At 64.3% G+C, this 13297-nt stretch carries 10 protein-coding genes; 5 read left to right on the top strand and 5 right to left on the bottom strand.

Annotated elements, in window-relative coordinates:
• The first annotated feature begins 77 nt into the window (after window positions 1-77).
• A complete protein-coding gene (gene dcp, locus AC4PR2_RS08550) occupies window positions 78-2279 on the top strand; it encodes a peptidyl-dipeptidase Dcp (protein ID WP_060419080.1) in 2202 nt (733 codons plus the stop codon).
• Between the two features lie 72 nt (window positions 2280-2351).
• On the opposite strand, the gene AC4PR2_RS08545 is transcribed toward dcp, so the two are convergent.
• The 5 genes from AC4PR2_RS08545 to AC4PR2_RS08525 form a co-directional block, all read right to left on the bottom strand.
• Window positions 2352-3662, bottom strand: coding sequence for an MFS transporter (locus AC4PR2_RS08545; protein WP_492175025.1), 1311 nt, complete (start codon window positions 3660-3662; stop codon window positions 2352-2354).
• Window positions 3663-3804: 142 nt separating this feature from the next.
• Window positions 3805-4434: an N-carbamoylsarcosine amidohydrolase gene (locus AC4PR2_RS08540; RefSeq protein ID WP_055312376.1), complete on the bottom strand. Its 630-nt coding sequence runs from the start codon at window positions 4432-4434 to the stop codon at window positions 3805-3807.
• A 9-nt stretch (window positions 4435-4443) separates the two neighbouring features.
• Window positions 4444-5196, bottom strand: coding sequence for a maleate cis-trans isomerase family protein (locus AC4PR2_RS08535; protein ID WP_016927838.1), 753 nt, complete (start codon window positions 5194-5196; stop codon window positions 4444-4446).
• Window positions 5197-5211: 15 nt separating this feature from the next.
• On the bottom strand, window positions 5212-6006 hold the full coding sequence (locus tag AC4PR2_RS08530; RefSeq protein WP_492175023.1) for an alpha/beta fold hydrolase: 795 nt from the start codon (window positions 6004-6006) through the stop codon (window positions 5212-5214).
• On the bottom strand, window positions 6003-7154 hold the full coding sequence (locus AC4PR2_RS08525) for an FAD-dependent monooxygenase (protein ID WP_084826295.1): 1152 nt from the start codon (window positions 7152-7154) through the stop codon (window positions 6003-6005). The genes AC4PR2_RS08530 and AC4PR2_RS08525 overlap by 4 nt, the downstream gene beginning before the upstream one ends.
• 327 nt (window positions 7155-7481) lie before the next feature.
• On the opposite strand from AC4PR2_RS08525, the gene AC4PR2_RS08520 reads away from it, so the two are divergent.
• The 4 genes from AC4PR2_RS08520 (at window position 7482) to AC4PR2_RS08505 (ending at window position 13273) form a co-directional block, all read left to right on the top strand.
• Entirely contained in the window at window positions 7482-8540 is a 1059-nt protein-coding gene (locus AC4PR2_RS08520) for a 2,5-dihydroxypyridine 5,6-dioxygenase (RefSeq protein WP_015377796.1), read from the top strand.
• Between the two features lie 66 nt (window positions 8541-8606).
• Window positions 8607-9080, top strand: a complete 474-nt coding sequence (locus AC4PR2_RS08515; protein ID WP_033634451.1) for a MarR family winged helix-turn-helix transcriptional regulator — start codon at window positions 8607-8609, stop codon at window positions 9078-9080.
• An 85-nt stretch (window positions 9081-9165) separates the two neighbouring features.
• The gene (locus AC4PR2_RS08510; protein ID WP_060419070.1) at window positions 9166-9708 is read left to right on the top strand and encodes a (2Fe-2S)-binding protein; all 543 of its coding nucleotides are present in this window, start codon (window positions 9166-9168) and stop codon (window positions 9706-9708) included.
• Window positions 9701-13273, top strand: a complete 3573-nt coding sequence (locus AC4PR2_RS08505; protein ID WP_492175022.1) for a molybdopterin cofactor-binding domain-containing protein — start codon at window positions 9701-9703, stop codon at window positions 13271-13273. Before AC4PR2_RS08510 ends, AC4PR2_RS08505 begins: the two co-directional genes overlap by 8 nt.
• Window positions 13274-13297: the final 24 nt, after the last annotated feature.

Genomic DNA, 13297 nt, shown 5'->3' with positions numbered 1-13297 from the left:
CACCTAAGCTAGGAGGTGACTCAGAGGGAGCGATTCCCCGAGACCTTATTCCGTGAACATGGAGGAGTTTCGATTTGATGCGTTTATCCACATTGGTGCTGGCGATCGGCATGGCGCTGGGCTCGCAGGCACAGGCAGCAGAAACCCAACCTCACGCCGACCATAGCGCGCTGCCCAGCGGCCAGGCGAAGGAGGCTACCGTGACCGGTGAAGCCAATCAGCACGACAAGCAAAAGACTCAGAATCCGTTCTTCTATCAAAGCCGCCTGCCGTTCCAGGCGCCGCCGTTCAACCTGATCAAGGAGAGCGACTACGCGCCGGCGATCGAGGCGGGCATCAAGCAAAAGCGGGAAGAGGTGGAGAAGATCGCCAACAACCCGGCCAAGCCTAATTTCAAGAATACCTTCGTGGCGCTGGAGCAGGCCGGTTCGCTGCTGACGCGGGTGATGAACGTGTTCGGCGCCATGACCTCGGCCAACACCAGCGACGCGCTGCAGAAACTGGATGAAGAAACCTCGCCGAAGCTGGCGGCATTGAACGACGACATCATGCTCAACGGCAAGCTGTTCGCTCGCATCAAGGCCATCTATCAGGATCGCGATGCGCTGAAGCTGGATCCGGAATCGCGCCGGCTGGTGGAAGTGACCTACAAGAACTTCGAGCTGGCGGGCGCCAACCTGTCGGACGCCGACAAGGCCAAGCTGAAGGCGCTGAACCAGGAAGCGGCGACGCTGAGCACCCAGTTCACCAACAAACTGCTGGCGGCGAGCAAGAACGGCGCGCTGGCGATAACCGACCCGGCGAAGCTGGACGGCCTGTCGGAAGGCGAGCTGGCTGCGGCGGCGCAGGCGGCCGCCGAACGCAAGCTGGAGAAACAGTGGCTGCTGGTGCTGCAAAACACCACGCAACAGCCGCTGCTGCAGAGCCTGAAAGATCGCGATACCCGCCAAGCGCTGTTCGACGCCTCCTGGACGCGTGCGGAGAAGGGCGACGGCAACGATACCCGCCAGACCATCTCCCGTCTGGCCAAGGTGCGCGCCGAGCAGGCCAAGCTGCTGGGCTACCCGAACTACGCCGCCTGGAAACTGCAAAACCAGATGGCCAAGACGCCGGATGCCGCGCTGAGCTTTATGCGCAACATCGTGCCGGCGGCTACCGCGCGCGCCGAGCGTGAGGCCAAAGACATTCAGGCGGTGATCGACCAGCAGAAAGGCGATTTCAAGGTGCAGGCCTGGGACTGGCAGTTCTACGCCGAACAGGTGCGCAAGGCCAAATACGATCTGGACGAGTCGCAGATCAAGCCTTACTTCGAGCTGAACAACGTGCTGAACAACGGCGTGTTCTACGCCGCCAACCTGCTGTACGGCATCAGCTTCAAGGAGCGCAAGGACATCCCGGTCTACCAGCCGGACGTCAAGGTGTATGAAGTGTTCGACAAGGACGGCAAATCGCTGGCGCTGTTCTACACCGACTACTTCAAGCGCGACAACAAGGGCGGCGGCGCCTGGATGAGCAACTTCGTCGATCAGTCGAAGCTTAACGGCACCAAGCCGGTGATCTACAACGTCGCCAACTTCACCAAACCGGCGCCGGGCCAGCCGGCGCTGCTGTCGTATGACGACGTGATCACCATGTTCCACGAGTTCGGCCACGCGCTGCACGGCATGTTCGCCGATCAGGAATACCCGAGCCTGTCGGGCACCAACACCGCGCGCGACTTCGTCGAGTTCCCGTCGCAGTTCAACGAGCACTGGGTCAGCGATCCGAAAGTGTTCAGCCACTTCGCCAAGCACTACCAGACCGGCGAGGCGATGCCGCAGGAACTGGTCGACAAGATCAAGAAGGCCGACAAGTTCAACAAGGGCTACAGCATGACCGAGCTGCTGTCCGCCGCGCTGCTGGACATGCACTGGCACATGCTGACGGCCGACCAGCCGCAGCAGGACGTGGACAAGTTCGAGGCCGAGTCGCTGCAAAAAGACAAGGTCGATCTCAGCTACGTGCCGCCGCGCTACCGTTCCAGCTATTTCCAGCACATCTGGGGTAACGGCTACGCCGCGGGCTACTACGCCTATCTGTGGACGGAAATGCTGGCGGACGACGCCTTCCAGTGGTTCACCGAACACGGTGGCCTGACCGCCGAAAACGGCCAGCGCTTCCGCGACATGATCCTGTCGCGCGGCAACAGCCAGGATCTGGAGAAGCTGTACATCGACTGGCGCGGCAAAGAGCCGAGCATCGAACCGATGCTGATCAACCGCGGGCTGAAGGACGAGTAAGTTCGGCCATTTCCGGTAAGTAAACAAAAGGGCGCGTTATGCGCCCTTCGTCTTTTTCGGCTTGGCCGACATTCAGCGGTTTACCACCTTGGCCGGCAGGGCCACCACCAGCAGCGAGCTGAGCAGCAGGCAGCTGGCGAAGGCCCAGAGCGCGCCGCCGCTCTTGCCGGTCAGATCCAGCGCCAGCCCCATCAGCGAATTGCTCACCAGCCCGGCGATGTTGGCCAGCGAACAGGCCAGTGCGAAGCCGGTCGCCGCCGCCGTGCCGCGCAGGAAGGTGGCCGGCAGGCTGAAGAATACCGGCACCGCGCCGATGATCGCCGCCTGGGCGATGGAGAACAGCAGCACCGTGGCCAGCGCATTGTGGGTGAAGAAGGTGCTGCCGGCCATTGCCAGCGCGCCGACGATAAATGGCACGATGATATGCCAGCGCCGTTCGCGCAGCCGGTCGGAACTGCTGCCGATCAGCAGCATGCCGAGCAGGGCGGCGACGCTGGGGATCGCCGTCAGGTAGCCGATGGTGGTGATGTCGGTGACGCCGGCGGTTTTGATGAAGGTCGGCATCCAAAAGCCCATGGCGTAGGCGCTGAGCAAAATGGCGAAGTCGATGCCGCCGAGCATCCACACTTTCAGGTTGAAGAAGCCGTCGCGGAAGCTGTGCTTGCCGTGATCGGCCTCGGCGTCGTCACGCGCCAAATCGTCGGCGATGCGCTGTTTTTCCTCGGGCGTCAGCCACTTGGCCTGCTGATAAGTGTTAGGCAACAGCCAGAAGGTCAGCACCCCCAACAGCACGCTGGGAATGCCCTCCAGCAAAAACAGCCACTGCCAGCCGTGCAGCCCGTGGCGCATGTCGAAATGGCCCATGATCCAGCCGGAGAGCGGCCCGCCGATCACGCTGGACAGCGGCAGGCCGATCATGAACAGCGCGATGATGCGGCCGCGGCGATAGGTCGGGAACCACAGCGTCAGGTAAAAGAGCACGCCGGGCAGAAAACCGGCCTCCGCCACGCCGAGCAGAAAGCGGATGACGTAGAACTGGGTGGGCGTGGTGACGAACATGGTGGCGGTGGACAGCAGCCCCCAGGTGATCATGATGCGGGCGATCCACATCTTGGCGCCGACGCGCTGCAGGATCAGGTTGCTCGGCACCTCGAACAGAATATAGCCGACGAAGAACAGCCCGGCGCCCAGGCCGAAGGCCGCTTCGCTCAGCTGCAGCGCATCGGCCATCTGCAGCTTGGCCAGCCCGACGTTGATGCGATCGAGGTAGGCCGCCAGGTAACACAGGCAAAGAAACGGGATCAGTTTCCAGGTGATTTTGCGGTACAGCAGCAGCGATTCTGCGTCCGCTTTCCCCGCCAACGGGGTGTCGACAATGGCCATGATGTTGTCTCCAGGTGGTGCGTGTTGGCCTCCGCAGGAGGCGCCTGTTGTGTTTGCGTTGCAGGGGCGCCGCCCTGTTTCGGGCGGTCGCGTGAGGCGCTGTCTGCGCCTTCGTTATTTTCGTTGCAGGTGAATCGTTGACTCATAACCGGTTCAGGTAGTCGAGCGCCTCCCGTTTGTGCACCACGTCGCCGTATTTGCTGTCGATGTCGAACAGGTTGGCTTCGTGCGGGCCGGGGTGACGATCGCCGACGCACTCGCGCACCACCATGGCGCGAAAGCCGTGCTGCACCGCGTCCACCGCGCTGGCGCGGATGCAGCCGCTGGTGGAGCAGCCGATCATCAGCAGCGTGTCGATCCCTTGCGCCACCAGCAGCGGCGCCAGCGCGGTGCCGAAGAAGGCGCTGGCGTATTGCTTGCTCAGCACCACCTCATCGGCCAGCGGCGCCACCGGCGGGCAGAACGCCGCCAGCGGGTTGCCCGCCACCATGTCCTTCATCACCGGCGCTTTTTTGACCCACAGGCCGCCATCGGCAAAATGGCCTGCATGATAGCGGATATGGGTGTGGATCACAGGAATTCCCGTGCGGCGCGCACAGGCCAGCAACTCGCGGCTTTCCTCGACCGCGCTCACCACGCCCGGCGCGAACAGCGGCGCGCCTTCGGTGGTGTAGGCCTGCATGAAGTCGATCGCCAGCAGCGCCGGGCGCCGGCCGAAGCCGAGGCGCTGGCCCCAGACGCCGCGATAATTGTCGCTGAGGGTGTCGTTCATCATGCCTCCTCAATAGGCGCCGGACAGCAGGGCGCCGGCGCCGGGGACGATCGGCTCCAGCTCCAGCGCGGTCAGCATCGCGTAAGTGGTGGCGATGGCGGCGGTGATCACCGGTTTGCCGGTTTGGGCCTCCACCGTCGGAACGGCCGGCAGCGAAGGCATCTGCACGCAGGCGGACAGCACGATAGCATCGACTTCGCGTAAGTCCATCTCGGCGACGATCCCCGGCAGCCTGGCCGGATCGTGCCGGCCGACGTCGAGGTTGTCCGGGATCTCCAGCGCGCGCCATACCTTGACCTCAATGCCTTCGTGCTGGATGTAGTCCACCACCAGCTGGGTCAGCGGTTTCATATAGGGCGCCACCAGCGCGATGCGTTTGGCGCCGATCACCTTCAGGCCGTTGACCAGCGCGCCGGCGCTGCTGATAACCGGCGCGGCGGCCTGATTGTCTTTCGTCACCTGCGCCAGCCGGGCCTGCGATTCGCGGTGGTAGCCCAGCCCCATTGCCATGATGGCCACCAGGCAGGCGTAGCCGAGCACGTCGACCCGCGCGTCGGAGAGTTCCAGCGCGCAGCGATCGGACTCGGCGTCCATCGCCGCCAGCTCTTCTTTATTGACGTGTTTCATGCGCATGCGGCTGGAGTGAAAGGTGAAACGCTCCGGGCGTATCAGCTGGCGCGCGCCTAGCATCGCCGGGATCTCGGTTTCCATCGTGGTGTTGGAGCTGGGCACGATCTGTCCGATGCGGTAGTGGTTGCTCATGTCGGTGTTCCTCAGTTAATCCAGAAAATTGCCCAGGGCGCGGAAGAAGCCGTCGAAATTGTCCCACGGGATCATGTGTCCGGCGTTCTCGACCTCGACGATGGCGATCTCCGGCTGCAGCGCGCGGATCTCCGCCCGGTCTTCGGGCTGAATGACGCCGCCTTTGCCCGCGACCATCAGCAGCGTCGGCATGGCCAGCAGCGGGTAGTCACGGTGGCTGTCCACCTGATGAAAATCGTCGTAGGCGCGTTGGATCGCCGGCTCGTAGCAGGTATGCAGCCACTCGGCGCGCAGCCGGCGTTGCTCCTCGCTCCAGGTCGGGCAGAAGGCGCGCATCTGCTCGGCGCTCATGCCCGGCAGCGACTGCCGGATAGAGTCGGCGTACCACGGCCATTGGCCGGGATAGGCGCGGCGGCCGGGGCCGGAAACCGGCGGATCGACCAGCACCAGCCGCCGCACGCCGGCGGGCTGCAAAACGGCGGCGCGCAGGGCGAAGCGGGCGCCCATCGAATGGCCGAGCAGGGCGTAACTGGCCAGGTTCAGCGCGGCGACGAAGGCGTTAACGTCCTGCGCGCAGGTCTCTGCGTCATAAGCCAGTTCCGGGCCGCTGGATGACAGACCGCGGCCGCGCACGTCGAGTACGTAGACGTCGTATTTTTCTCCCAGCCGCTCGGCGACGAAGCCCCAGGTGATCGCCGGGCTGGTGATGCCGGGGATCAGGATAAGCGCCGGGCCGTGGCCGCCGTAGCGCAGGTAGTGTTGGCGAATGCCATTGGCGTGAGCGTGGGCGCCGTAGAGGAAGGTGCTCATGCGGCGTTCTCCGATTTCAGCGCTTGCGCGTACAGGTCATAGCCGTAGACCCAGGCCGGATCTTCCTGAGTGCGCAGGAAGGTGTTGGCGTTGGACACCGCCTGCACCCTGGAGGCGCGCTCCTTGCGGTTGGCTTCATACAGCTGGAAGGCGGTGCGGTAGTCGCCGAGGCCGGTTTCCTGCAGGCAGCGGGTCAGCATGGCGGCGTCTTCGATCGCCATCGCCGCGCCCTGCGCCATGTGCGGTTTCATCGGATGGCAGGCGTCGCCGAGCAGCACCAGACGGCCTTCGCTCCACAGCGGCAGCGGTTTGCGGTTCAGCAATGGCCATTTGGTGACCTGCTCGCTGGATTCGATCAGCGCCTGCACGATCGGGTGGTAGCCGGTGAAGGTCTCGAACATCTCTTCGCGGCTGCTGTCGATGAAGCTGCCCTGGAAATCCCAGGCCGGGTGCGGCACGCCGCTCACGTAGTAATACTCGTCGCGCCGTTGGGTGGTGTAGTAGACCATCAGATGGCGATCCGCCGACCACCACTTCACGCAGTCTTCGAACGTCAGGTTGTATTTCGCCAGCTTCTCGCCGCGGATCAGCGCGCGGTGGGCCACCCAGCCGCTGTAGGTCGGCGCTTCCGCCCCCAGAAGATGTTCGCGGATGCGCGAATTGATGCCGTCGGCACCGATCACGATGTCGGCATGGGCCGAGGTGCCGTCGACGAAGTTCAGCACCACCTCGTCCCCGCGATCTTCAATCTTGCTCAGGCATTTGCCGAAGTGCAGGGTGCCGGGCTGCAGCGCGGAAAGCTGCAACGCCTGGAGATCGCCGCGGTGCACCGTCACATAGGCGGCGCCGTACTCCCGGCGGGCGAAGGCGCCCAGTTCGATGCGCGACAGATAGTCGCCGCTCTCGGCATCGCGGCTGAACCAGAAATCAGGATGAGACGCCATCTGCTCCAGCCGCTGCTCAATGCCGAGCCGGCGGAAAATCTTCAGGACGTTCGGCCCCATGTGAATGCCGGCGCCGAGGCGCGAGAACGCCGGGCTCTGTTCATACAGATCGACGGTAAAGCCGGCTTTTTGCAGCAGCCCGGCGGCGGCGGCGCCCCCCAGCCCGGCGCCGACGACGGCGATGCGTGGTTGTTTGCTCATCATGTTTCCCCTGTCTGTTGGCTTTTTTCAGCGTAGGCCCAACGCGTGGCTGGACGATCGATTTATAGTGTATGCACTAGATAACGCAAAGTTGCAAAAGTGTTAAATCAGATCTTGCTCACGCTAATTGACGGCGCATTACTGTTAAACTCATGTTAATCACAGGATTGCAGAGGGATGAAATAGGACTTTCTTATGATGGATAGTCGCAACTTGCTTTCCTTTGCTTTTTTGACTTAGATAAAAACGAGTGTGTTCACTTTAAATTGTTTGAAAAGTCACCGCCGCCTTGCGGGCGTCGGACCCCCTTGACGAGACAGGAGACAGGCCATGGCGGTCAATGAAACCCAGTTGGTACAGCTGTTCGAGCAGGTGCTTACGCTGTCGAAGGTCGATGCTTCGCAGAGCGTGGCGATTTTGAAAAGCCATTATTCCGATGCGCGCACGGTGCGCGCCGCGACCGACGCGGCGCTGCGGCTGGGTGCCAGGGTGTATGCCGTCGAGCTGCCGGCGTTCAACCATCCGCGGGCGATGGGCAACGACATGACCGCCTATTGCGGCGATACCGCGCTGACCGGCAACCTGGCGGCGCAGCGTGCGCTGGAGGCTGCCGATCTGATCGTCGATACCATGATGCTGCTGCATTCGCCGGAGCAGGAGCAGATTCTGAAAACCGGCACCCGCATCCTGCTGGCGGTGGAGCCGCCGGAGGTGCTGGCGCGCATGTTGCCCAACGCGGAGGACAAGGCGCGGGTGCTGGCCGCCGCCGCCGTACTGGAGCAGGCGAAGCTGATGCAGGTGACCTCCGCCGCCGGCAGCGATTTCCGCGCGCCGCTCGGGCAATACCCGACGGTGACCGAGTACGGCTATGCCGATGAACCGGGGCGCTGGGATCACTGGCCGAGCGGCTTCCTGTTCACCTGGCCGAATGAGGAGCAGGCGGAAGGGGTGCTGGTGCTGGAGGTCGGCGATATCTTGCTGCCGTTTAAAAGCTATGCGCGCGAACGCATCACGCTGGAGATCGAACAAGGGTTCGTTACCCGCATTCACGGCGGTTTCGAGGCGGAATACCTGCGCGAATACATGAAATACTTTGACGATCCGGAGGTGTACGGCATCTCGCACATCGGCTGGGGCCTGCAGCCGCGTGCCCAGTGGACGGCGATGGGCCTGCACGACAAGAACGACGGCATGTGCATGGACGCGCGCGCGTTTTACGGCAACTTCCTGTTCTCCACCGGGCCGAATACCGAAGTGGGCGGCACGCGCAAAACGCCTTGCCATATGGACATCGCGCTGCGCCGCTGCGACATCCGCCTCGACGGGCAAACGGTGGTGGCGGACGGGGAAGTGGTGGCACCGGAGGCCTCGCGCGTGCGCCGGGCTTAATCGTTGCTGCCAACGGCGGGGGTTTGTACTATTCTCGTGGATTCCATAGATGGTGAGAGTAACGCAATGACGCCCCCCGAATACCCGTCAGCCGTGAGCGGCCAACCCGAAAATTATCATTTTACCGAGCAAGTCGGGCACCTGCTGCGCAAGGTTTATCAGCGCCACCTGGCGATTTTCCAGCAAAACGTCGGCGACTCGCAGCTGACGGCGGTGCAGTTCATCACCCTGTGCGCGGTGCGCGATATGGGGCCGAGCTCGCTGACCGAGCTGGTGCAGGTGACGGCGGTGGATCAGGCCACCATACGCGGCATCGTCGAGCGGCTAAAGGCGCGCGATCTGATCACGGTGACGCCGGATCCGGTGGATCGGCGTAAGGTGGTGGTCGGCCTGACCGACGCCGGCGCCGTGCTGCTGACGGAAACGGTGCCGCAGGCGGCGAAAATTACAGAGCTGACGTTCGGCACGCTCAACCCGGCCGAACGGATAGCGCTGATATTCCTGCTGAATAAAATGCTGGAAGATCCGCCCACCGGCTGATTCGCCCGCGCAACGTCGGTTGCCTGGTGGTCGGTGGCGAGAGGCCAGCCCATAAGACCATCAAGTGCAGGCGGAGACGCGAACAATGGCGATATCTGAAGTGCAGTCGCCCAGGGAAGGCGCGAACACCACGCTGACGGAGCATCCGCTGATGCTGTCGGTGAACGGCGAACAGCTTCATGCGCAGGTGATGGCGGATACGCCGCTCTTGCTGGTACTGCGCAACGATCTGGCGCTCAACGGCCCGAAATACGGCTGCGGCCTGGGCGAATGCGGCGCCTGTACCGTGTTGATCGACGGCGTGGCGGCGCGCTCCTGCGTGATCCCGGCGCTCGGCGTGTCCGGCCGGGCGATCGTGACCCTGGAAGGCCTTGGCGATCGCCAGCGCCTGCACCCGGTGCAGCGTGCTTTTATCGAAGAGCAGGCGGCGCAATGCGGCTACTGCCTCAACGGCATGATCATGACCACCAAAGCCCTGTTGGATCGCAATCCCGCCCCGAGCGAGGCGGAGATCCGTCAGGCGCTGTCCGGTAACCTGTGCCGCTGCGGCACCCATCTCGAAATCCTGCGTGCGGTTCAGCGCGCCATCATTCTCTGCCGCGATGAGGACGCCCACGCTCATGACTGATTCCCGTCCCTCATCGCCGAGCCAGGCCGAATTGCTGCAGCGCGACGGCGTGCTGCTGATCGTCGACAGCGTGCAACCGCCTTCGGGGCCGGTGCCCAAAGGGCAAACGCCGGTGCTGAAGCCCAGGGAGCAAGGGCTGTTTATCGCCCTGTGCGGCAGCGGCGAAATCTATGCCTTTAACGGCCATGTCGATCTCGGCACCGGCGTGCGCACCGCGCTCGGCCAGATCGTCGCCGAAGAGCTATACCTGCGCATGGATCAGGTGCGAATGGTGCTGGGCGATACCGAGCGCGCGCCGAATCAGGGCGCCACCATCGCCAGCGCCACGCTGCAGATCTCCGCCGTGCCGCTGCGCAACGCCGCCGCCGAAGCGCGCCGTTGGCTGTTGCGCCAGGCGGCGCAGCGCTTCGATGCGCCGGTGGAACGGCTGACGCTGGAGGAGGGCGTGATCCGCAGCCCGCAGGGGCAAGCGCTCAGCTACGCCGAGCTGGTGGCCGGCGGTCATGTCGAGCTGTCGATTTCCGGCGACGCACCGCTGAAACCTCAGACGGAGTATCGCCTGGTGGGCACCAGCGCCGCGCGCGTCGATATTCCGGCCAAGGCGACCGGCGAAACCACCTACGTACACGATATGCGCCTGCCGAACATGCTGCACGGCCGGGTGGTGCGGCCGCCCTATGCCGGTTACGACAGCGGCGAATTTGTCGGCACCAGCCTGCTGGCGGTGGACGAAACCTCGATCGCGCATATTCCCGGCATCGTCAAACTGGTGGTGATCGGCGATTTCATCGGCATTGTCGCCGAGCGCGAAGAGCAGGCGATCAAGGCGGCGCAGGCGCTGCAGGTCAGCTGGAAAGACTGGCGGCGCAATTTGCCGCAGATGACCGACGTGGCGCAGGCGCTGCGCGACAACCCGCATTCGACCCGGGTGGTGCACGATACCGGCGATGTGGACGCGGCGCTGGCGGCGGCCGACAGGCGTTTCACCCGCAGCTACCTGTGGCCGTATCAGCTGCATGCCTCGATTGGCCCTTCCTGCGCGCTGGCGGACTACCGGCCGGAGCGCCTGCAGGTCTGGTCAGGCAGCCAGAACCCGCACCTGCTGCGCGCCGATCTGGCCTGGCTGCTGGAATACCCGGAAGCGCAGATCGAGATCGTGCGCATGGAGGCGGCCGGTTGCTATGGCCGCAATTGCGCCGATGACGTCTGCGCCGACGCGGCGCTGCTGTCGCGCGCGGTGGGCAGGCCGGTGCGGGTGCAGCTGACCCGCGAACAAGAACATGTGTGGGAACCGAAGGGCACGGCGCAGCTGATGGAGGTGGACGGCGGGCTGGACGCCGCCGGGCACCCGGTCGCCTACGACTTTCGCACCTATTACCCTTCCAACGGCGCGCCGACGCTGGCGCTGCTGCTGACCGGTCGGGTCGAGCCGCTGCCGGTGGCCTATGAAATGGGAGACCGCACCTCGGTGCCGCCTTATGAGTATCCGGCGCTGCGTGTCAGCATCGAAGACATGGCGCCGATCGTGCGCGCCTCCTGGATGCGTGGCGTTTCCGCCTTGCCGAACACCTTCGCCCACGAATCTTATATCGATGAGCTGGCCCACGCCGCCGGCGTCGATCCGCTGGAATACCGGCTGCGCTATATCCATGACGAACGCGCCAGTGAGCTGATGCGCAGCACCGCAGAGCGCGCCGGCTGGACGCCGCATACCGAACCGATGCAGACCCCGGCGGAAGACGGCGTGCTGCGCGGGCGCGGCTTTGCCTACGCCCGTTACATCCACAGCAAGTTTCCCGGTTTTGGCGCGGCCTGGGCCGCCTGGGTGGCCGACGTGGCGATCGACAAAGCCAGCGGCGAAGTGGCGGTGACGCGCATCGTGGTCGGCCACGACGCGGGCATGATGGTCAACCCGGACGGTGTGCGCCACCAAATTCACGGCAACGTGTTGCAATCGACCAGCCGGGTGTTGAAAGAGCGCGTGACCTTTGAGGAATCAACGGTCTCCGCCAAAGAATGGGGGGCTTACCCGATCCTGACCTTCCCGGAGGTGCCGGAGGTGGACGTGGTGATGATGCCGCGCCCTTACGATCCGCCGATGGGCGCCGGGGAGTCGGCGTCGGTGCCCAGCGCGGCGGCCATCGCCAACGCGGTGTTCGACGCCACCGGCATTCGTTTTCGCGAGCTGCCGATCACCTCGGATAAGCTGCGAGAGGCGTTGAACGGGCCGGACGCCGAGCGGCAGGCCGCCCCGCCCAAGAAAAAGAAGCGCGGCAAATGGTGGTTCGGCGGTGCGGCGGGGCTGTTCGGCGCGGTGCTGGGCATCGCGGGCAGCGCCCTGCCATGGCGGGCGGAGATCGCACCGGTGGCGACGCCCGGCGCCGGCACCTGGTCGGCCGCCACGCTGGAGCGCGGCCGCCAGTTGGCCGCCGCCGGAGACTGCGCGGTTTGCCATACCGCGTCGGAAGGGGCGACCAACGCCGGCGGGCTGGCGATGGCGACGCCGTTCGGCACGCTCTACAGCACCAACATTACCCCGGACGTGGCAACCGGCATCGGCAACTGGTCGTTTACCGCGTTCGATCGGGCGATGCGCCAGGGCATCGCCCGCGACGGCCGCCATCTGTATCCGGCATTTCCCTACACCGCATTCAGTAAAATGACCGACGGCGACATGCAGGCGCTGTACGCTTATCTGATGTCGCAACCGGCGGTGCGCCAGAGCAATCCGGCCAATCAGATGCGCTTCCCGTTTAACCTGCGGCCGTTGATGGCGGGTTGGAACGCGCTGTTCCTGCGCCAGGGGGAATTTCAACCCGATCCGCAACAAAGCGCGCAGTGGAATCGCGGCGCCTATCTGGTCAATGGGCTCGGCCACTGCGCCGCCTGCCATTCGCCGCGCAATCTGCTGGGGGCAGAAAAGGGCGGCGCGGCTTTCCTGGCGGGGGGGATGGTGGACGGGTGGGAAGCGCCGGCGCTGAATCAATTGGCCAATGCGGACAAGCCCTGGACCGAGGAGCAGCTGTTTCAGTACTTCCGCAGCGGGCATTCCGCCGAGCACGGCGTGGCGGCCGGGCCGATGGGGCCGGTGGTCAGCGAACTGGCGACGTTGCCGCAGAGCGATCTGCGGGCGATGGCCAACTATGTGATGTCGCTGAGCACCAAGGCGACGCTGAATGTGGAGCCGCAGGCGCAGTTGGCGGCCCGCGCCTTGCCGGTGGCGGGGCAGTTGGCCGGCGAGCGGTTGTTCCAGGGCGCTTGCCAGGCCTGCCACAGCGCCGCTGCCGGTGGGCCGCAGCTGTTCGGCGTCAGCCCGGATCTGGCCAATAACACCAATATCTTCAGCGATCGCCCCGATAACCTGATCAAAGTGATCCTGCAAGGGATCCCCAAACCGGCCACCGCCGAATTGGGCTTTATGCCGGGCTTTAAGGACAGCTTTTCCGATCGGCAGGTGACGGCGCTGGTGAATTATCTGCGCCAACGCTATGCCGGCGACAAACCGGCCTGGCGCGACGTGGAGGCGCAGGTGGCGCGGCTGCGCGCGGAGCCGGGGAATCATTAACATTGTAAATTGTTACATTGGGTT

Source organism: Serratia sp. A07, from assembly GCF_058725505.1.
The sequence above is the reverse complement of the archived record's forward strand: the minus strand, read 5'-3'. Positions and strand labels throughout refer to the sequence as shown.

Coding starts and splice junctions, on each gene's coding strand:
- AC4PR2_RS08525 (WP_084826295.1), bottom strand. CDS start 7,154: ATGATGAGCAAACAACCACGCATCGCCGTCGTCGGCGCCGGGCTGGGG.
- AC4PR2_RS08510 (WP_060419070.1), top strand. CDS start 9,166: ATGGCGATATCTGAAGTGCAGTCGCCCAGGGAAGGCGCGAACACCACG.
- dcp (WP_060419080.1), top strand. CDS start 78: ATGCGTTTATCCACATTGGTGCTGGCGATCGGCATGGCGCTGGGCTCG.
- AC4PR2_RS08515 (WP_033634451.1), top strand. CDS start 8,607: ATGACGCCCCCCGAATACCCGTCAGCCGTGAGCGGCCAACCCGAAAAT.
- AC4PR2_RS08545 (WP_492175025.1), bottom strand. CDS start 3,662: ATGGCCATTGTCGACACCCCGTTGGCGGGGAAAGCGGACGCAGAATCG.
- AC4PR2_RS08540 (WP_055312376.1), bottom strand. CDS start 4,434: ATGAACGACACCCTCAGCGACAATTATCGCGGCGTCTGGGGCCAGCGC.
- AC4PR2_RS08520 (WP_015377796.1), top strand. CDS start 7,482: ATGGCGGTCAATGAAACCCAGTTGGTACAGCTGTTCGAGCAGGTGCTT.
- AC4PR2_RS08505 (WP_492175022.1), top strand. CDS start 9,701: ATGACTGATTCCCGTCCCTCATCGCCGAGCCAGGCCGAATTGCTGCAG.
- AC4PR2_RS08530 (WP_492175023.1), bottom strand. CDS start 6,006: ATGAGCACCTTCCTCTACGGCGCCCACGCTCACGCCAATGGCATTCGC.
- AC4PR2_RS08535 (WP_016927838.1), bottom strand. CDS start 5,196: ATGAGCAACCACTACCGCATCGGACAGATCGTGCCCAGCTCCAACACC.